At 37.3% G+C, this 21,900-nt stretch carries 16 protein-coding genes; 2 read left to right on the forward strand and 14 right to left on the reverse strand.

Features of this window, described 5'->3' with window-relative positions; genetic code table 11:
* Positions 1-4: 4 nt before the first annotated feature.
* The 14 genes from lepB to IW492_RS09565 form a co-directional block, all read right to left on the reverse strand.
* Positions 5-739, reverse strand: a complete 735-nt coding sequence (gene lepB / locus IW492_RS09500) for a signal peptidase I (protein WP_202067379.1) — start codon at positions 737-739, stop codon at positions 5-7.
* A 22-nt stretch (positions 740-761) separates the two neighbouring features.
* Entirely contained in the window at positions 762-1,439 is a 678-nt protein-coding gene (locus tag IW492_RS09505; protein WP_202067380.1) for a hypothetical protein, read from the reverse strand.
* A 53-nt stretch (positions 1,440-1,492) separates the two neighbouring features.
* Positions 1,493-2,551: a DUF916 and DUF3324 domain-containing protein gene (locus IW492_RS09510; protein WP_202067381.1), complete on the reverse strand. Its 1,059-nt coding sequence runs from the start codon at positions 2,549-2,551 to the stop codon at positions 1,493-1,495.
* A 760-nt stretch (positions 2,552-3,311) separates the two neighbouring features.
* Positions 3,312-4,079 carry a WxL domain-containing protein gene (locus tag IW492_RS09515; protein ID WP_202067382.1) on the reverse strand — a complete coding sequence of 256 codons (768 nt, stop codon included), beginning with the start codon at positions 4,077-4,079 and terminating at the stop codon, positions 3,312-3,314.
* Positions 4,080-4,112: 33 nt separating this feature from the next.
* Entirely contained in the window at positions 4,113-4,916 is an 804-nt protein-coding gene (locus IW492_RS09520; protein WP_202067383.1) for a WxL domain-containing protein, read from the reverse strand.
* The gene (locus IW492_RS09525) at positions 4,916-5,302 is read right to left on the reverse strand and encodes an LPXTG cell wall anchor domain-containing protein (protein WP_202067384.1); all 387 of its coding nucleotides are present in this window, start codon (positions 5,300-5,302) and stop codon (positions 4,916-4,918) included. The genes IW492_RS09520 and IW492_RS09525 overlap by 1 nt, the downstream gene beginning before the upstream one ends.
* A gap of 21 nt (positions 5,303-5,323) precedes the next feature.
* A complete protein-coding gene (locus IW492_RS09530; RefSeq protein WP_202067385.1) occupies positions 5,324-8,875 on the reverse strand; it encodes a MucBP domain-containing protein in 3,552 nt (1,183 codons plus the stop codon).
* A gap of 129 nt (positions 8,876-9,004) precedes the next feature.
* A complete protein-coding gene (locus IW492_RS09535; RefSeq protein ID WP_202067386.1) occupies positions 9,005-10,342 on the reverse strand; it encodes a pectate lyase-like adhesive domain-containing protein in 1,338 nt (445 codons plus the stop codon).
* A gap of 135 nt (positions 10,343-10,477) precedes the next feature.
* Complete coding sequence (locus tag IW492_RS09540) at positions 10,478-11,206, reverse strand: winged helix-turn-helix domain-containing protein (protein ID WP_236671864.1); 729 nt, start codon at positions 11,204-11,206, stop codon at positions 10,478-10,480.
* 499 nt (positions 11,207-11,705) lie between these two features.
* On the reverse strand, positions 11,706-12,821 hold the full coding sequence (locus IW492_RS09545; RefSeq protein ID WP_202067387.1) for a tyrosine-type recombinase/integrase: 1,116 nt from the start codon (positions 12,819-12,821) through the stop codon (positions 11,706-11,708).
* A 715-nt stretch (positions 12,822-13,536) separates the two neighbouring features.
* Positions 13,537-14,817 carry an NADP-dependent isocitrate dehydrogenase gene (icd, locus tag IW492_RS09550; protein WP_202067388.1) on the reverse strand — a complete coding sequence of 427 codons (1,281 nt, stop codon included), beginning with the start codon at positions 14,815-14,817 and terminating at the stop codon, positions 13,537-13,539.
* Positions 14,814-15,962, reverse strand: a complete 1,149-nt coding sequence (locus IW492_RS09555) for a citrate/2-methylcitrate synthase (RefSeq protein ID WP_202067389.1) — start codon at positions 15,960-15,962, stop codon at positions 14,814-14,816. The genes icd and IW492_RS09555 overlap by 4 nt, the downstream gene beginning before the upstream one ends.
* Before the next feature lie 22 nt (positions 15,963-15,984).
* Positions 15,985-18,681, reverse strand: coding sequence for an aconitate hydratase AcnA (gene acnA, locus IW492_RS09560; protein ID WP_202067390.1), 2,697 nt, complete (start codon positions 18,679-18,681; stop codon positions 15,985-15,987).
* Between the two features lie 469 nt (positions 18,682-19,150).
* A complete protein-coding gene (locus tag IW492_RS09565) occupies positions 19,151-19,531 on the reverse strand; it encodes a PH domain-containing protein (protein ID WP_202067391.1) in 381 nt (126 codons plus the stop codon).
* Between the two features lie 228 nt (positions 19,532-19,759).
* Here IW492_RS09565 and IW492_RS09570 point away from each other — a divergent pair, with 228 nt between their 5' ends.
* Positions 19,760-20,971 (forward strand): YdcF family protein, encoded by a 1,212-nt coding sequence (locus tag IW492_RS09570; protein ID WP_202067392.1) that lies wholly within the window; start codon positions 19,760-19,762, stop codon positions 20,969-20,971.
* 445 nt (positions 20,972-21,416) lie between these two features.
* Positions 21,417-21,845 carry a helix-turn-helix domain-containing protein gene (locus tag IW492_RS09575; RefSeq protein WP_202067393.1) on the forward strand — a complete coding sequence of 143 codons (429 nt, stop codon included), beginning with the start codon at positions 21,417-21,419 and terminating at the stop codon, positions 21,843-21,845.
* The last annotated feature ends 55 nt before the right edge of the window (positions 21,846-21,900 follow it).

The following is a 21,900-nucleotide window of genomic DNA, read 5'->3' on the forward strand; positions in this document are numbered from 1 at the left end:
AAAATTAGAAACGAACCATTGTATGGAAAGGAAACAGACGAAGTTTTACTACTCCTATAATGTCTTTTTCAGAGACAAAACCAAAATGGCGGCTGTCAATTGTATAAGACCGATTGTCTCCCAGAACAAAGTATTTCTTTTCCGGCACCCATTTTTCTCCAGTCAATTCAACCAAAGCAAAGTCTTCAGTAATTTGTGAAGAACCCTCACTTGAACTATTCAAATAACGCTCCAGCTCTTCTTTTTCATTTAGATAGAGCTGATTATTTTTATATAATAATCGATCTCCAGGCAATCCAATAACACGCCGAATATAACTCTCCCCTGAAGAATTTTTGTAACAAATCAAATCAAAATTTTTGATTTTTTCGACCTTACTTACAAATAATCGGTCTCGATTGTTCAATGTAGGGGTCATCGCATACCCTTCGACTTTTACTAATCTGAATGTAAAAAATGATATAAGACCTATTAGAAAAGAAAAAACTACAATTGAAATACTCATTTGGACCAAAAACTGATTAAATTTCTTTTGCCCTTTTTGTTTTCCTGACAGATGTCTTCTTTTTTTGGATGATTTTCTTCCAGCTCTTTCTTTTGGAATGTCTGAAGTTATTTTCTTCCGCTTCTTTTTTATAGCAGTTTGTTTTTTATTATCTTCTATACGATAGTGTGGCGATCTGGCTGCCTGTCTCTTTTGGCTTTTAACAGTCATTTTCCTATTTGTTCTTTTTTTCATAGTTATTCACACTCAAGATAACTCATTTTTTTTGCTTCAGCGCATGTTCATTTACTTGGTATTCTTTAAATATTTCCTGCTGATTTTCTTTTATTTTTTCTATGTCTGATTGATACATTTCCATTTGTTCCAGGTTTTCCAAAATCACTCGAGCTTGAGCATTTAAATTTATCCCAAGATTTTTTGCTGAAGTGAAGTAACGGTTCAGCTTTTTCTGACCATCAACACTCAATCCCATATAAGCAGTCTCTACAGAAGCACTTGTCAACTGCTGGGATAAATCCCGAATATTCTTTTCTGTTTTTTCAATTGAAGCACCATTATTATAGGATTCAATCTGACTATCTATTTCTCCTATCAAATAATAGATTTTAGCTAATGCAGCTGCATTCGAAGTACTCAAATTCGTCAATTGATAATAACGAGTATAAGATGCTCCTCCACCAAGTAAAACTGCCATAATAAGAAGGAAAATACCGTTCCTTCTTCGCTTTTTCTTGTATTGTTCTGCCTTTCTACAGATACGCTGCCATTTTTTGCGTTTTTTCTTGTTTTTCGGTCTTTTTTTCTTCAGCCCTTCCAGTTTCCTTCCAGCAACAATACTAAGAACTAAAAAGATTATACCTAACAACAACAAAAGAATTCCTAATGACAGCAGACCTATGAAGGCCATATCCAATTTACTCATATTCAAATTCATAGATATTTCCTCATTTTCGAACTATTTTCTGCCTGTCTTTTTTTAGAAGGCTTTTACTTCTTCTTTTTCTTTTTATTAGAGACCGTATGAACAATCAAGAATATGACAATAAGCAATGCCAATGCCGTACCTACAATTCCAGCAATCAGCTTCCAATCGATTCCTCTTTCTTGAACCAGTGAAACATCCTGCCCATTAAATTTATCTGCTTCTTCATCTGCAATGGCGAAATTCTCTGTCCACTCCCAACGTTTCTCTCCGGAGACAACAAGGATATGTGCTTTATACTTTCCAGGCTCCATACGATCACCATTCATTGTGACTGGAAAATCAATATATGAATTAGGTGCCATTCTCATCCCGGCTTTTTTTACATCATACAAAACTTCTTCTGAATCTCCTGGCATAACCTGAACCTCTACAGTCATATCTTCCAGGTACTCTGCAACAATATTCGAAAAATTAACAAACACAGCATTTCGATAATTAGCCAGCCCCGCATACACTTTGTTCAGGATTAAATCCGGCTCCAGCACTGCTTCATTTTCCTGCAAAATCATGCCGATCATATAAGCATATTCATTAATAATCCCTGTTTGATCTTCTGGATGTTCTACTCGTTGTTTCAATTGAATACCGCCAACAATCTTCCCATCAAAGGAAACTTCCGGCATCTTTATATTCAGCTTTAAGGGAACCACTGAATTTGCAGGAATAGTAATCTCACTTTCAGCACTCACAATATCATTAAACTTATATTTTAATGACTTGTCATCTTCCATTGCAGTCGGTCCATGTTCAATCACACCATTACCGTTTGTTTTTGCACCATTCAGTGAAACATCTACAATCATTTCGTTTGCAGAATCGTTAATCAACTGAATTTCAACTAGTTGTTCCTGACTTGCTGTCATCAGCAAATCAAAATAGCCAACATCTTTTGAAAGTTGATTTTCTGGTTTAATAACTTGATAATTAAATCCACCCATTGGATCTGTTCCTTCATTTTCAGTGCTTACAGATTCTTCTGCATATGTGGAAACTCCAAAACTGAATAGCGACACTATGTACAGAAGGAATAATGGAAACAAAAAATTTTTTTCTTTTTTCATAACCTGACTACCTTGTGACCTTTCATATTTTTAATAAGAGAGGCTATGGCATTAGCATGCCTAGAACCCTTAAAACCGAATAAACAGTGTTCCAATCTTTGCATGATTCGAGCATTCGTAAGAAGCGTAGGATCAAGTTCTTATATACCCCCTCAGACATGCTTCGAGGATCGGAACCAAGTCCTTCAATTCTTAGCAGCTTTGCCATTTAGAAATTGATGAGATCAAAACGAAGTCCTTCAATTCTTAATGGCTCTGCCATTTCGGAACAAAGTGTAGCGAGAACCGCAGACGCAGAAAAACGGATACAGCGTAATGTTTTGTCTCGAGAATCGTTAGACTCGCAGAGACAGCAGTTCTTCTGCGCATACAGTTCTACTACATCAAGTAAGCTGGTTTCATTCAAGGAATACTTATCGAAACTACGCATACCATTCTGCTAAAGTACGAATATAAGCAGAAGCGGCAAAGTAGAACCAGCACTTGTCGGTCCTAATCTGTGCCGAGTAATCGCAGGCAACATCTCGGAAATATAGAAAGCTCCAAGTAGATATCAATCCACAGCTATTCATTTCATGAATAATGTTCCATGACAATTTTCGGATTATCCTTCTTGGTATCATAAATCACTACGATTGACTTGTCAGAGTAGATGATACCTACTTGGGTCTCCGAGCTGAACACTTTTACTCCTGCGGTTACTCGTCGCATGAAGAAGCTTTGTCCCGACCTCTCAGTACTCTTTGTTTAATACTGTAAATTATCTAGTGGCTTCCAGTGTCCATTGAATTTTAGCAGTATATTTCGTTTCGAAAATTTCAATATCATCCTTTAAATTAAGTTTAACTGAAGTTGCTGCAGTCCCTGCATCCTGGTTACCGAATGTTAATTCATAATCACCTGCTCCTTTATTTGCTGCAGTATTTTCCAGCATAAGCTGTTTATTACCAGCAACATTGTAAGACAATGAATTAGTACCAAAATTCAAATCAGCTGATTCTGGTTGTAAATGACTTGGTTCAATAGAAGTTAATGCTAGATTTGTAAACGTCAACTCTGATCCATTCAACGCAACATCTGTACCTTCTACTTGACCAGTAAATTCTTGTGTCATTTCAGCATATAATTTATATGCACGATTCAACGTTGAACGTCCATCATAGAATTTAACAAAGTTTTCAACCAAATATTCGTCTGCATTTCCTTCATTTGCAACAAACGGCAATGCAAAATATTCAGTCGCGGCTGACCCGGCAACTACTTCATGTGAGCTGAAATCCAATGGTGTTACGGCTACAATACCAAAATCACCTGGATCAGTAACATCTGGAATGTTTGTAATTGTTGAACCAGTTGTTCCTGGTTTTGTGATAGTTGTATTGCTGCCGCCCTCTGTATTACGCGTAAATTCGATGTACGCATCTCCGTCATGCTGCAGATTGTCTACCGCTTTCGTATTTGGTGCTGCAATCGCAACTCCTGCTACAGCTAATAAAGCTGTACCACATAATTTACTTGTTAATTTCATTTGTGTTTCCTCCTAATAATGTGTGTTTTATATTTATGGTAACTCGGCTAAAATCCAAGTTATCACCGTTGAATAGGGTACCGGATCTATTTGAGTGCCTCCCGGTACAGTTAGCTTTATTGCACTATTTTCATAGACCTGCTGACTATTAAAAGCGGAGTCCAGAACTGGCTCATTGTTTGCGTCTGTTTTAGGACTTAATGTTGATGATTGTCCCTCTGAATGTCCTTCAGATGCCCCAAAAGAAATACTCCATGTTCCCGCGCCGCTGCCTGTCTCAGCAGTTGCCAAATCATACGTATCACCAATATTGCTTAAGCGAATAATTTCGCTGGAAACAACAGGTGCATCCGTTGTTGAATTTGGTGTACTTATCCATGATTTATCAAATGACAATACTGCTCCATTTAATGAGCTGTTTGTCGTAGTTGAATTACTGAATTGATTTTCTTGACGAACCTGCAGCTTCCAGCCCTGTGCTGTCGCTGTTGTCCGATAATCAGATAATTGAATAAAGTTTCCTCGCGGACTAGTTTGCCCATCCAAAAACAGTTGTGCATTTACCGGATATGAAACTTCTTTATCAGAAATAACATTTGATGAAAAATTTAATTGTGGAACAAAATCAATCCGCAGCCTTCCGCTTGTACTTGGGCTTTCACCGGGATTAACTTCATTCTCGGGTTTTTCCGGATCAACAATGTAATCAATCTCCGTACTCCTCGTAAATTCAATTGCAGCATTCTTTTCAGTTCCTTCCGCAGGAACAAAATTGTTGAAGGAAACTAAAAGAGAAGCTGAAAGTAATACAGCAGGGAACAATTTTTTATTTAGCATTATCTGCTCCCCTTTCTCTTACCTTGTTCCTTACGTTTTATCCAAAAGAAGAAAAGAACAGCAGCTACAATTGCAATCCCGCTGAATGATAAGCCTGTTTTTACAAGCTCACCAGTTGAGGGATAAGTTCCTGTCGGTTTCCCAACAGTACTTGAACCGTCTGTTGCGGGCAGTGTTGAAGAAGAAGCCATTGATGAACTTGTTGTTGAAGAATTAGCTGGTTCAGTCGAAGAAGAAGTGACTGTTTCATCATAAAACGTAATCACACCATTCGTTTGAACGGAACCGCCATTGCCACTGGCCATTGCTTTCATTGAACCCCCTGAAAAGATACTCAACACCGCAATGAAGGAAGCGACAAGTAAAGCAAATAATTTTTTTCCCATGTTTATTCTTCCTCCATCCGTTTATGGTGTATTTTCCAAGTAATAAAGCATGGTTGCTTTATATTTTCCGAGTTTATTTACTGACCCTGCCGGCAATTCCAATTTAAAGCCTGTTCCTTCCGGTGTCCATGTTGAGCTGAGATCATATTCACCTTCATATGATTCAGTCACAATCTCTTCTAAATCTTCAGTAATGGTTAGTTCATTATTACCTGTTTGATAACGAATCGCATCAGGCAATACATAGGCTTCATCAGGATTTGCCTCATCAGGAAGCAAAGGTGATATTAATTTCACTGACAATGTCCAACTACGTTCACTATAGCGATAATCTGAAATAATCAGTTTATCCTTATTGTCAACATCATCAGACTCAGTATAGTTTTCATTATCAATCAGACTAGGATCATTTACTTTTACTTCATCTGTTACTTTAATAGACTGTGTACGGAAGTCCAGTGTTGGAACTGATTCCAATTTTAACAACCCAACAAAGATATATCGCACTGCTTTAGGTGTTCGTTCTACCAATACAGCAGATTCATCACTTGGACGATTTGAATCTGACAATGTGAACCTGCCTTTAGAAATGATTGTAGAAATCGCTGTAATCACACTGCTTTCCTGTGTCAGATTGATTGTTTTCCCTACTTCTCTGTCTGATAAAGTAACAGAAGATACATCAGGAACCGCTTTATAGGTGTCATTTCTGGACAAATAAACAAATTCTACAATGACGGTACTTTTAGCTTTTGCCAGAACATATTTCACTTCTGAACCGCCGCTGACAACTTCAACGCCTGTTTCATTTGATGGTCTTGTGATGATGTCATAACCATTTGTCTCCAAACTAGTGATTGCATCCAAGACTGTTTGTTCCAGCGTCAAGTCAACACTGTCACCAATTGATTTGGACAAATCTACTGCTGGTCGGATATCTGCATCCTGCTCATCTACAAAGCGAACTTTAAGAACAGCTTCTGCTATCACAAATGTATAACTCACAGCATTTTCGCCTCTTGCCACAGTGAGAGCTGTTTCATTTGATGGTCTTGAAATGACCGTATACCCTTCACTCTCTATGATAGCGACCATATTGCTGATTGATGATTCAGCTGTCAAATCAACAATATCTCCTACTTTTTTATTTAAAATAATCGGAGTCTTCAAATCACTGAAATCAGCAGCAAAGATGAAGCTTACTTTTACAGTTGCATCTGCTTTCTTCAGAACATATTCAACTGTTCTTCCGCCAACAGTAATTTCCACTGCATCTTCAGTACCTGGACGTTGAATAATATCATAACCAGCATCTGTTAATGCAGTTAATTGGTCTGTAACATCTGATTCTTGTGTCAAATCAATCTTGTCAGCTACTTTACCCGGAATAACCACAGGTGTCGCAACTTCTCCAGTTTCATCAACAAAGTTTATAGTCAATGCTGCTGCTGAACGAACAAACACATACGCAGCTTCTGAACCGCCAGAAAGCACTTCAACAGCCGTTTCATTTGGCGGACGAGATTGAACATCATAACCCAGAGCTTTTATTTCCTCAATCGCAGCTAAAACTTCTGCTTTTTGAGTCAAGTCAACAAATTGACCAATCATTTCTCCAGTAATTGAAATAGATGTACGTATTGTCTGATTCTGATCGTCCACAAAATGAACAGTTACATCAGCCTGTGTTTCACCAATTGCCACTTTTACAGGTACTTCTTTAGTTACACCCTGCGGAGTCGTCAAGATAACATAAACTGTTACTTCTTCTCCTGGGACAGTTGTATCCGGTAATCTTGAAATATCAACAGATACGCTGACAGGCTCATCCAAGATTGTATTTCCTGTATCGGTATGAACATTTTTTATTAAAGATGAAAGAATTTGGCTCTCTGTCAATGCAGCAAATTTAGTTCCTTTTGGATAAAGAATATCTTCTCTTGCATCAGCATACGGTATGCCGTCATAACGGACTTGTGATTGACTTTCTCTGTCACGGCCCAAATCAACTTGTTCTTCAGGCGTAAGAGAAATCAATGCAACCTCAGTTTTTGTTGAATAACTGTAAACTGTTTGTGTCTTGGTACCGCCCATTTCAAAGTTCGTCATGTATCCATTATTTTCACCAGAATACTGATAACCATAAAAATCCTTGTTTGCTTCAAAATCAAAGGATAAATTAGGCTTGGCCACAACTTTGATATCAAATACTTCACCATCAAACTCATCACTTTTTGGATTTTTTGCAATAACTCTGACCTTGTTACCCGTTGCTTCAATAGTAAAAAGATCAGTTACATCAGCTCCGGTTGAATAGTTATAAACCTTTGTAGCATTTTGATCTACATCATAATAGTCTGGAACTTCAGACTGAACTTCAAACTTATCATTTCGGTTATCTATACCATTAGCTGCATCAAACATATTTGGGGAAGTTCCTTGGCGAATGGTATATTGTAAATCCATATATCCATTATTACCATTCGAAATACTATTTCGATTACCATAGACAATAGGTCGAGAAGGAGCAATTCTTACTAAAGAATTGGAATCATACGTAATACCCATCGCACCTGAAGTATCATTTTTAAATTGAACAGACATATTTATTTCGCTGCCTTTGACTAATTTTGTTAACTTAGTATTTGGCGTCAGCAAAGATGTTCCACCCGCATACAGTTCAATAAAATCTGGATTGCTCTCGCCATTCTTAGTAGATTTTTTTATACCAATAAAGTTATTTGAAGTGGTATCATATTCCCGAATATAGATATCACTAAAATCAGTCAGATTAGAATGCTCAACAGATACTGCTTTTTGTTTATTAATATTAAGGAAATTCCAAGTACCTTTAAATTGATCAATCCGGGCATTAGTCTCACTATCGTAAAATTCATAATGATAATCAAAACTATCACCTTGAGAATATTTGTTATTCAAAATATTTTTATTACCGGATGAAGTTTGGTTTCCGCTTCCTAAAAAAAGAAATAACTTTCCCCAATTAGGAGCTGAGCTTGAAGATACAGGCATTGCTGCATCTGAATTTGTTAGCTCAGCATCAGCTGGATCCACAGCAATAAAATTTACATATTCAGCTGTAATATCAATTTGATCCATTACCAGTTTTAAATCAATTGATCTGCCATTATATATACCAGCATTTTTTATTTTTACAGAAGGTTTTTCATTAATAGGTAATGTTGAACTAAATGGCTTAAAACGATAATACTTTGTATTAGTAGGAATAGCTGACTCACCAACCCTAACAACTGTTTGGCTAACCACATAGTCTGTATTCCCCTCAACCTCATAAGAAGTGTTATCTGAAAGTCTAAAAACCGTCCCATATTCTCCTGGTACTTCTACAATATTTCCATCAGGGTCCGTACTATTCCCTTTAAGAATATTTACCAGTGGAGTATTCGTTTGATCAAATGCTGAATATCCTTCTGGAAAAGTAATTGGAGCTGCATTTATTGTACTGTTTGCCCTGAAATATAAAATTCCTGACAAAACAAGTCCAACCATGGTAATTAGTCCAGCTCCTAACTTTAATGTCTTATTTTTCATAATTTCCCTCCTTTCTTCTATTAATTGTCAATCTAATTACTTATAAAGCTGTGTCTGAAAATTAAAAAGACAGTAAATTAATTCAAATAGATAACTTTGAGACACAGCTAATTTTATCTTGTTTACCTTCTAAAATAGTGAACCTTGTAAAGAAATTTTCCCATAGTTTTCCATTTTGAACTGTTGTGATAAGTCGCCAGTTACTGAAAGTGTTTTACTATTACAAATTTTTCCGAAGTTTATAGCAAATTCTCCACCACTAAATGTTGAAGATGGTGCATCCAAATATTCTCCACCAACTTGTGTCCAAGTATAAATGTCGTTTACTCCTGTCGCATTAATCGTTGTATCTGTCGAATAGAAAAGCTTTGCCCCAGCTTTCTTATTGGTAACTTCAAAATTTGCAGGTGCATTTAAGTTGATAACCGCACCTTTATATTCGCTGCGGAATGTACCTATTGTGCTGTTTCCTGTTGCTACAAATTCAGAATCAGGTTCCATATTCAATTGAGCTCCATAGTATTGGAAGTAAACAGCAGGATAATTTCCACCGCCACGTCCGTTAAAGTATGCTTTTGCTCCGCTTGCCAAGTTCAATGAAGGTGCTTTGTTTACATAGTTAGCACGTGGGATAAATCCAAATGCTGTCCCTGCAGCATCTACATCTAATGTAGCTCCTACACCAACATCAACCTTGTGAACTTTATCGTAGAATACTGGATAATAGTAATTCACATTACTTTGAGGGCCAATCTTCACATTTACAGTTGCTCCGTCACCAATTTTTACTTCTCCGTTTGCTTTACAATTTACTAATGAACCATTGAAATAGAATGCTGAGAATTGAGAATGATCTTTATTTGCCGCAATTCCTGTATAAGTGGACCCTGCTTCAAACTCCAAATCATGAACCCAAGCATTTTCAGCTCTAGTATTGATTACATTTGTTCCTGAGAATGTTAATTTCCCTTCACTTAAATGAACAAAACGAGCACCATCATAGTTAACATTTTGAGCTACAACATCCCATCCATAGCTTAAAGGACCATTTCCTGCTCCACCAGTGAAGAACCGTCCATTACCGCTATCTCCAATAATACGAGCATTTTTAATAGTTAAAGTATTTTTCCCTTTTGTATTTTGCTTTCCATAAATAGAGAAGTGTCCAGAATTAATTACTACCCCCTGCCCTTTTCTACCACGAATTTCTACGTCACGGTTTGGAATATGAGTAACATTTTTGTTGAATGCAATACTTTGTGTAACAATGATTACTTTAGTATTTACATCCTTTAACGCAGATTCAAATTGAGCAAATGTCGATACTTCAACTGTACCTGATGCAGCTGCTTCAACTGTTTGGGCTTCCAATGGCGTGCCTGGCGCTGCACCAAAAGTAACTGCACTGATTGCCGCAACTGTTGCCAATGTCAGAAGCCCGTGCTTTAAAATTCTTGCCTTTTTCAAAATAATTTCCTCCTATTATTTCCCTGTGTTTTTTGCCTGAAACTGAAAAGTATTCCTCCTTTCATTTTTGATCAATTAGCCAGTTTCGCGGCAAATTTCATCGTTCGTTATACACATCCCAATCCCCCCTTTTCCCTAAATAACCAGTTTATAGCCCATTGACCGCACATTTTTTATGTATTTAGGATCTTTTTCATCGGTTTCGATTTTTCTTCTCAGGTGGAAGATCATGTTGCTGACGCGATACTTGCAAAGCTTTCCGCTTTCTTTCCAAACATTCTCATAAAGCTCTTCATAAGTTACTGTTTCTTTCGCATGTTTATGTAAATACTGAATTGTCATAAACTCAAGCTTTGTCAAATCAATTTCTTTTCCATCCTTCAGGCGCACACTCAAGTTCTTAGGCAGCAGTTCAAAATTGGTTTCTGCTTCATTCTTTTTCCTGCTGACTGAATCACTTTCATTGATTACTTGCGTTCCTTCTATAGTAGAAAATTCCATCATTTTATGTCGTTCAAGTGCATTTTTTACAATAAGACTAAACTCATCCAAATCGTTGGAACTGTCTACAACACCATCAGCACCTAACTGTAAATAAACAATTCTCATTGTTTTCGGAACTGCAGTATTAGGAGACAAGACCCAGACGAGCACGTCTGATTTTTCTCTAATCTTCATTAGCAAATTACACACCCAACTGACATCCGTAGCACTTGTTTCTTCCAAAACAATCCCTTCTAATGAAGAAAGATCAGAAAATTCTTCTTCATCGAGTTTCCGAAACTTATACAATTGGTTATCCAAAATACTATCGATGTACCCACTTTTTTGATTATTTGACACCAAATATCCAATCTGATGCATCTTATCTCCTCCTCAATCTCAAAAAAAGTATTTGAATTTATTCTTACAACCGTTTGGCTCTACAAATTGAACCTTTTACGTTATAATGAACAAAATAGTGGGTGCCTTGTTTCATATGGCTTATTTGACGGTTAGCAATATGAGAATTAAGTGGTCAAAAACGTGACGTTCTTTAATATGGATAAATCTTCTTTTTCTTTTATGATGCAGTTAAAAGAAAAGTTCTTTCCAAGCTTGCCCGTACAATAAAAAATAACAAATTTGACCATTATTTGACGACTTAAAAGACTAAAAAAAAAGAGGGACTGTGACATAAGTATGTCTAAGTCCCCTAAAACCGAATAAACGGTGTTCCAAAAGCTGTCTCTTCGGAAATAAGTCGAACTATACTGAAAATATGAGTAGCTATTTTCGTATATTCCGACTTATTTCTTGAGACAGAACACTTCTGTCACAACCTCTCTTTCTAGTTTAATTATTTTCAGATTTATACAATTGCCTAATCTGCCATTTCCAACCGTCGATCCATTAATGTTATTGCCTGCATTCGATTCTCCCATAAGGAGTCTGCATAGATATCTAACGTCATTTTTGTAGATGAATGCCCTAATAGCTTACTGATCGTGACGATATCTACTCCACTTTCTACACATCGGGTCGCAAAAGTATGTCTCAACATATGAAAATGAATAGAAGTCATTCCTATTGCAGACAGCAGCCTTTTAAACCGATAGCTGATTACTCTCGGTTCAGCAAAACTGCTCTTACAGGAAACAACATACTCTGAATCACTTTCCTTTCGTTTTTCCATTAAATATCTTTTCAAATTATGTGCTATTGGAATAACCCGCTTGGAAGAAGCTGTTTTCGGCTCGTCAATAACAATCTGAGTCTTCTGCTCTCCATCAGCATTAATAATTCTGTAGATGGTTCGACTAACATATAGTCTATTTTCTTCAAAATCGATATCAGACCACCTTAAACCACTAATCTCTCCTATCCGCATGCCTGTGTAAAGCGAAAGAATAGCCGCAGAGCAGCGCTTTTCCTTCAATGCAGCTTCCTCAATTTTTGTCTGAATACTCTTTGACAAAGCCTTAACATCCTCACTTTCACTTTTCTTAAAGCTGATATTAAGACACGGATTAATCAACAGCTGGTTCTCAACAACTGCCTGCTTCAATGCGCTTTTCAACACCGTTAGTATTGCGCGAATAGAGGAGCTGGAGATGTTTGTACCTTCCAAAAAATAGATAAATTCCTGTATATGGCGGGTTTGAATTTGGATAAGCTTCTTCTGTCCTAAAAAAGGTAAAATATATTTTTCAATTCTCAATCTATAATTTAGATAAGTAGATATTTTAATACGGCCTCTCATTGGACCATTCAACCAATACCACAGCCATTGTTCCAGTGTTCCTTCGTAAATCTTTAAACTACCGTAACTTGCAACATATTGAACCTTCATCTCAGCTAATCTTTGCTTAACAACAGTATATTTCCTGCCGTAAACATAACCATAGACTATTTTCCCGCGTTCATCTCGTGCTTTGATGTAACGTCCTTCCCACCGTCCATCTTTTCTCTTATAAATATTTTCTCCTCTTCTGCTCATAAAATAACATCCCTTTCGACAAAAAAATGACGGCTTATTTGACGGCTTAAAAATATGTATAAAATTTCAGTGTTATTTTTTAAATATGGATTTTAAAAAATGTTTTTTCACATGACATCTCCAAACATATCATTTCTTACCAAAAACATTTGAAATTATTCTCAAAAATATATTTTTAGTGTAGACTAATCCTTGCTCTTAAGTTAAAATGAATGAATAATTGAATAGAAAAGTGGGTGCTGAATTATTATTTTTTACATTTTTTCTTTTAACTGCATCATATAAGAAAAAATAACATATAATTTGAGAACAAACCTTTTAAAACAATGATATAACACTCGTTCCTCTATGTCTATGTCTCATTTCATACTTTTAATAAAAAAATTTAAAATCACTAAATTTTCGTAACATCAAACATTCTTTAACAAAAGTTTTTTTACTCTCTCTATTTCTATTTAATAAAAATACTGAATAATAAACTAAAATAATTCGTTTGTTTTATAAAATAGCTTTCTCTCAGGAAATAAACTCTCATTTTTTTAATGGATAAACAAAAAAATGATAGCTTCATCCGAATATTTCACTTCTTCATAGTTTTTTTATTTCAGTAAAAAATAATATATGCCTATCATAATTTCTCATAAAAGAAACCAGGACTATTGAACCGTCTATCCGAATTCAAGTCCTGGTTTCTTTTTTGTACTTATCCTTAGTTTTAGTTTTTCTCTTGAATAAGCCGAATCAGCTCTTGACTAAATTCAGAGCATTTCAACTGGGTGGCATTTCTTATTTGATCAGCAAAATCTTTTGTTACAGTCTTTGCAATGATCGCTTTTTCGATACTTACGATAATCTCTTCACTGACTTCATTCCAGCCTATATACTCAAAAAGGAGAGCACCTGACAGTAGTAGAGAAGAGGGATTTAATTGATCCAGCCCAGCGTATTCAGGTGCTGTTCCATGAGTTGCCTCAAAGATAGCATGTCCTGTTTGAAGGTTCATATTTGCTCCTGGCGCAATACCTATTCCTCCAACCTGAGCCGCCAACGCATCAGAAACATAATCCCCATTAAGGTTGAGGGTTGCTATTACATCATATTCTTTAGGGTGCAATAGAATTTCCTGTAGAAAAATATCAGCAATACGATCTTTTATAATAATTTTCCCTTGTTTTTGTGCTGTTTCCAAAGCTTCGTCTGCTTGTTCTTTCCCATGTACTTCTTTAATTTGCAGATAGTTCTTCCAAGTAAACGTTTGCTCAGAAAATTCTTCTTCAGCCAATTCATAGCCCCACTGCTTAAATCCACCTTCTGTAAACTTCATAATATTCCCTTTATGAACCAACGTGACCGATTTTCTTTTTTGTTTAATTGCCTGCTCAATTGCTCCACGCACCAAACGGACGGTCCCTTCCTTCGAAACAGGCTTAATCCCAATAGCCGATGTATTTGGGAAACGAATCTTGTTACTGCCAAGTTCATTTTTCAGGAAAGCAATTAGTTTTTCAGCTTCCGGGCTGCCTGAAGGAAACTCAATTCCAGTATAGATATCTTCCGTATTTTCCCGAAAAATCATCATATCTGTATGTTCAGGATGCTTCAGTGGAGAAGGAACTCCTTCAAAGTAGCGGATCGGGCGATAACAAATGTAAAGATCCAGTTCCTGACGCAAAGTCACATTTAAAGAGCGAAATCCTCCGCCAACAGGAGTCGTCAATGGCCCCTTTATTGCTACAAGATGAGTACGAAGTGTTTCAAGTGTCTCTTCCGGCAGCCAGCTTCCTGTTGTATTAAATGCTTTTTCTCCTGCCAGCAGCTCCTGCCATTGTACTTTTCTTTTTCCATGATATACTTTCTGAACAGCAGCATCAAAAACTGCACGACTGGCTGCCCAAATTTCAGGTCCAATCCCATCACCTTCAATAAAAGGAATAATGGGGTGATCAGATACTATTAAATTTCCCTGTTTCATTCCAATTTTTTGTCCCTCACTCAAGCTTCCATTCCTCCTTGTCTCATTATTCCCGAATTCACCGGATAATGTCTGTGTGTTTCTCCAACATAAAGAGATCTTGGCCGTATCAGACAGTCTTCAATCTTTTGCTCTGAGACATGCCCCAACCAGCCGGAGACTCTGCTCATTGCGAATAATAGTGTAAACAAATCACTATCGATATTCAGGCAATGATATACAGTTGCAGAATAAAAATCCACATTTGGTATTAATCCTTTTTTATATTTTAAATACTGTTCAATCTGGCAGGATAGAAAATACCATTGCTGACGACCTGTCGCTGTAGTCAGTTCCTGTGCCAGTCTTTTCAAATGCTTCTTCCTCGGATCCTCCACCTTGTATACACGATGTCCAAAGCCCATAACTTTTTCTTTCCGATCCAGCTTTTGATCCAGATGATCTTCAACAGATAAGTCTCCTGCCGCAATTTCTGTCAGCATATCAAATACTTTTTCATTTGCTCCGCCATGCAGCGGACCTTTCAATGAACCAATTGCAGCAGTAATACAGGAGTAAACATCTGAAAGTGTCGAAGAGCAGACTCTTGCAGTAAACGTACTGGCATTAAAATCATGATCTGCATGAAGCACCAATGCCTCATTCATCCCTTTTATCTGCATTTCCTCAGGTTCCTCACCTGTGAGCATATATAGAAAATTCGCCGCAAGCTCTGTTCCATCCTGTTTAGGTGATATTGGATCCAGACCTCTCCTCAGTCTTGAGTAAGCTGCTACAATTGTCGGTATCTTGGCTTGAATAGATACGCTCTGACGATAAACAGCCTCCTGACTTGTCTCCTCTGCATCCGGATCAAAAACACCTAACAGAGAAATTGTTGATCGGAGTACACTCATCGGATGAAGGTTTTCATGTGTTTGAATCTTTAAACAAGTAATAATCGTATCAGAAATAGGCATCTGAGCATATAAATCTTCCTTGAATTTCTCCAGTTCTTCCATAGTTGGAGCCTGTAAATACCAGAGTAAGTAAATGACTTCTTCAAAAAGAATTTCCTTTGCAACTAATTCATCAATGTTATAGCCTGCAAACAGTAATTGATTATCAACAATAGCACTGATTTTTGTTTCAGAAACGACGACACCGTCCAAACCTCTATGAACCTGCATGTGAGTTCCTCCTTATCTTCTATTATACAGTGACTTCTTTCGCCAGCTTTTTACGGATGACCATCGGCAAAATCCCACCATTCTGATAGTAGCTGACATCCACTGCAGAATCAAAACGAACAATCGCAGTGAACTGAATCTTTTCTTCCGCCTCTCCATAAGCAGTAATACTAGCCTCAGTTCCAGTAACAATCTGATTGGGAAGCTGAATATCAAAACGTTCCTTGCCAGTCAGTCCCAAAGTCTCAGCATCTTCACCGAGTTTAAACTGTAATGGCAGTATCCCCATCATAACCAGATTCGACCGATGAATCCGTTCATAGCTTTTGGCAATGACCACACGGACACCCAGCAGCTGAACCCCTTTTGCAGCCCAGTCTCTAGACGAGCCCATTCCATAGTCCTCTCCTGCAAGAATAATTGTTCCTGTTCCATCCTTCTTGTAATTCATTGCTGCATCATAAATGGGTAATACTTCATCTGTTGGAAAATATCGGGTAAAACCGCCCTCAATTTCCGGAATTAATTGGTTGTGTATACGAATATTGGCCAAAGTTCCACGCATCATAACTTCATGATGCCCCCGACGAGAGCCATAAGAATTAAAATCCCTGAGTTCCACTCCCTGCTCGGACAGATATTGCCCGGCAGGACTGTTTTTTTGTATATTTCCAGCTGGAGAAATATGATCAGTCGTGACAGAATCGCCAAACTTAGCCAAAACGGCCAGATTATTCAATGAAGGAACACTTTCCTTTTCGATTTCCATTCCTTCAAAGTATGGAGGATTCGCAATATACGTAGAGTCCTCTTCCCATGTATATAATGGAGTGTCGACAGACTCAATGTTATTCCATTCTTCATTATTATTAAAAACTTGCTGATAATGAAGCTGGTATAAGTCCGGAGTTACCCATGAATCAATGCATTGTTGAATTTCTTCATCAGTCGGCCAAATATCATTTAAGTAAACAGGTTTGCCTGTAGTATCTACCCCCAACGGTTCATTCATCATGTCGATATCCACGGTTCCCGCCAGTGCATAAAGTACTACTAACGGGGGTGAAGCCAGATAATTAGCCTTTACCAAAGGGTGTATACGCCCCTCAAAATTTCGATTTCCACTTAATACACCAGCAAGCAGCAGTTCCTCCTCAGCCATCATATCTTCTATTTCTTCTCTCAGATTTCCTGAATTTCCGATACAAGTTGTACAGCCGTAACCGACAACATAAAAGCCTAATTTTTCCAAATAAGGAAGAAGTCCTGAATTTTCCAGATACGCAGTTACCACCTTGGAACCAGGAGCCAGAGAAGCCTTGACATAAGCTGGAACAGTCAAGCCTCGTTCTACAGCCTTCTTAGCCAATAATCCGGCACTTAACATAACATGAGGATTGGATGTGTTTGTACAAGAGGTAATCGCTGCGATAGCTACTGCACCATTTTCCAGCTCGTACTCTTTGCCATCCAGTACCACGGGAACCGATCTTTTTTCAGAACTATTTGATGTATCCATATCTTCTTTTGCTTTATATTCATTGCTAAAAGCTTCTTTCATCTCTGCCAACGGTATTAAATCCTGCGGTCTTCTGGGTCCTGCCAGATTTGCTTGTATCTCATTTAATGAAATGCTGACCACTTGAGTATAGGAAATTTGATCCTCTGCTGAATAATAGAGGTTATTTCTCTTTAAATATTCCTCTGTGACGGCAATTCCTTTTGTGTCTCTCCCAGTAAGCTTCAAATAGCGAATTGTCTCATCATCTACAGGGAAAAAGCCGCAGGTTGCACCATATTCCGGTGCCATATTTGCAACTGTCGCACGATCTGCCAAAGACAATGATTCCAAACCCGAACCAAAAAATTCAACAAATTTCCCAACCACTTTGGTTTCCCTAAGCACTTGCGTAACCTTTAATGCCAAATCTGTTGCAGTAGCTCCTTCCGGCAAATGTCCGGTCAACTGAACCCCTACAACTTCCGGTATCGGGAAATAAGAGGGTTCGCCAAGCATACAGGCTTCCGCTTCAATCCCTCCAACACCCCAGCCCAGTACACCCAAGCCGTTAACCATAGTAGTATGAGAGTCCGTTCCAACCAGTGTATCTGGATAAATCAGCGTATTTTTCTCATCTATTTCCTTTTGAGCAACCACATCTGCTAAATATTCGATATTCACCTGATGGACAATCCCTGTTGCAGGCGGCACTACACGATAATTATCAAATGCTTTCTGTGCCCAATTCAGGAAACGATAACGTTCTTCATTTCGCTGAAATTCCATTTTCATATTCCGCTCCAACGCAAATTTCGTTCCGGCAACATCTACCTGAACAGAATGATCAATGACTAAATCAACAGGTATTTCCGGATTGATATGTTGAGGATCTCCACCAAATTTGGCATAGGTTTCCCGCAAAGCTGCCAAATCAACAATTGCCGGCACTCCCGTAAAATCCTGCAAAATAACTCGAGCTGGTTTAAAAGGAACTTCTCCCGTATTTTTACCTGATGCATTCCACGATGCCAGATTTTTAATATGTACTTCTGTCACTTCGCGACCGTTTTCCTGACGGATAAGATTTTCCAGCAGTACTCTAATACTATATGGCAGTGAAGTAATCGTCACATCCATAATCTTATTCAAAGAATCCAGTGCAAAGTAATGATACGTGTGACCATTTTTTTCAAATGTCTTTCTTGTTTGATTACTCATTGACCACCCACCTCTTTCTACCCTTTCTTTTTTCATCATTTTCTAATGTTAGTAATTATAACCACTTCTTTTTAAAATGTAAACACTTTTACGCAAGATCTTATGGTACTATATAACACCGACTTTACAGGCAGATGTCAGACTTTTTTATAAATATTTCAGTTATTTATTTTTCTTCATTTTATGAAATTTCGATTAGAATGACTATCTATTTAGAATCCTGTTTGTTTTTTTACTACGTTGAGAATATGACATGCTTATATAATGGCTATGCAAAAGATGAAATAATGAAGGTTTTTGTATCATTTAGATGTTTTTTACTCATTTTTGATTAAAACAGTAAAAAAGAAGGGAAAATGATTCTCAAAAAAATCATTTTCCCCTCTTCAATATAAGAAACTACAGTTGTTTTTGCTGCTGTCACAAAGCTTTTCTCTCAAACGGATCAGCTTCAAATAAACTAAACCAACTATCTTAATACTGCTGCTGCCAAAGCTCTTTGCACCTCAAGTACATTCTTATCTTTCCCAAATTGCAGTACTTCAACCGGTTCCATCCCGCTTGAAATCCAAATATTTAATTCTGAATCTAAATCAAAATGTCCAGAAGTTTCCACTGAGAAACGTGAAATGGATCGATAGGGAATCGATTTATATTCCGATTTTTTACCTGTCATGCCCTGTTTATCCACTAAGATCAGCCGTTTATCTGTAAAAACGACCAAATCCCGAATCAGTTTGAATGCAAGTTCCACCTGTTCTCCAGGTACCAAAAATTTTTTTAGCTTTTCCTCAACCTTCTCATTGGAATGGGTTGAGGCATTACCGATTAATCCACTGAATAAGCCCATTAATATTCCTCCTTATTGCTATTGTCTGAATTATATCAAATTCTCCAACATTCGACAAAACTACTTTTATCACAATCAGATAACATATCTATTTGTTAAATGTTCGTTACTAATATTCTAGTTTTTCAGAAAGGCTCTCCATAACAACTAAAAGTTATTTTTGTTATCATTAAAATCAGTTTTCTACTATACTAATAGGTGTAATCTACCCAAAGGAGTTTATTTATTATGATGATGTATTTTAATGTTTCTTTAGCTGTTCTTTTCTTTTTGGGGGTTCTGCTAATTCCTGTCTGGTGCTATCGAAAAAAAAGAAACTGGTTGTTGTATGAATTTATCTGGTCACTCTGCTGTTTTGTCATCTACTTGCTCTCACTGGAAATCAGTAATCGAACTTATTTTATTATTCTCCCTTTTACCTTTTTCTGGTTCTTCTTTATACCTTATAAAAAGGAGAAGAGACGACTGACAAACGGTCTACTGTTCAACTTGTTTCTAATCAGTATCGGAATCTATTTAACCCTGCTGGTGTTCAGTACAGAAAGTCCTCTGCTGATTGTTCTTTTAGGCGCTGCTTTAGTTCCGATCCTCCTGCTGCTTATGATTGGACTCTATACACTGATTATTTTTCTGTATTGGAATGCCATAGTTGTCCGGAAACGCGAAGGGCATTCACTGAGTAATTTGCTGACCTTTCTGTTGGCAATTGGACTAACTGCTTTCCTTATACTCAACTATGTTTCAGGTCGTTTTCTTCCAAACTGGGCAGCTACCCTATTTTCTATTTTACCGGTAATTTTGGTCTATTTCGCTATTGTATTCTATAATTTTCTAACGCTCTCCATTCTTTATCAGTTTAACCGGCCAAAATACAATCAACAGTACATTATTGTCCTTGGAGCCGGTCTGATTGAAGGAAAAAGAGTTTCCCCATTACTCGGCAGCAGAATCGAAAAAGCCATTCAATTTTACCAAAAACAAAAAAAGCAGACGGAGGTACCGCCGAAATTACTAATGTCAGGCGGCAAAGGCGATGATGAACAGCTTGCAGAAAGTGTGGCCATGAAGAATTATGCTGTTAATCTGGGCATTCCTGAAAGTGACATTTTAATAGAAGCAAACTCAACAAACACACTTGAAAATATGCTTTTTTCAAAAGAAATCATGGAAAAAGATTTCCAAGGAACAGATTATCATGCAATTTTCTCAACAAATAATTTTCATTTGTTTCGCGCTGGTTTATTTGCCAGAAAGGCTAATATCAAAGCAGACGGAATCGGCTCCAAAACAGCTTTTTATTACCTTCCCAATGCATTTTTAAGAGAATTCATTGCTGTCGTGATGATGAGAAAAAGAAGACATTTGATTATCTGTACCACGATTGCTGTATTCGAAATCTTACTGGCACTGCTGCAGTTTATAACTACTACCTTATTTTAGATAAAGCAAAAGGGACTGTGACATAAGTATGTCTAAGTCCCCTAAAACCGAATAAACGGTGTTCCAGAAGCTGTCTCTTCGGAAATAAGTCGAACTATACTGAAAATATGAGTAGCTATTTTCGTATAGTCCGACTTATTTCTTGAGACAGAACACTTCTGTCACAACCTCTTTTACATACAGCTATAAATCTGGAGAAATGCCTGAAGTAACAAGGCATTTCTTTTTGTGGTTCGGCAGTTGTATCCGGTGGAGACAATTGGGCAGAGATGAGCATTTACGGACCAAATAACCTGAACCCCCACATTCACTTGTTCCAGCTTTTAATACACTGCCGCTAAAAGCATCCTGTATATTCTCTGCTTTTAATACGAAGAAATTACGGGGAAAATAATTTTGCAGCTAAACTAGTATGAACTACACACTGCTACAAAGGAGGGAAATAATGGAAGAAAAAGATACAGATAAGCTGCTTCATTCTTTGAAAAATGCAAAAAGCTTCAAATCGGCTATTTCTGAAACAAAGCCATATACCGTCGATGTTGAAATAAAAAATTATTTAAACAGCTGGCTTGAAAAGAAAAATATTTCTAAAAGTAACGTCCTAAAAAATGCAGGAATCACTGAGGCTACAGGATACCAGTACTTTGACGGAAAACGTAAACCGCCTAGAGAAAAATTAGTTGCGATAACAATCGGACTGGATTTGACATTAGAGGAGACAAATACGCTCTTTAAACAAATCGGCTATGCCCAGCTGTATCCAAAACATCCTTGGGACGCAGTCATTATTTATGGTATTACGCATCACTTATCAATCGAAGCAATTGACGATCTGCTTTATGAGGAAGGGTTGAAGACGTTTATTTGTTGATTGTTATAGTTTTGAACACTAATTTGTAAACCAAGCTTATTTGGAAACCGAGCAA

The organism is Enterococcus sp. BWB1-3, from assembly GCF_016745275.1.
Classification (GTDB): domain Bacteria; phylum Bacillota; class Bacilli; order Lactobacillales; family Enterococcaceae; genus Enterococcus_L.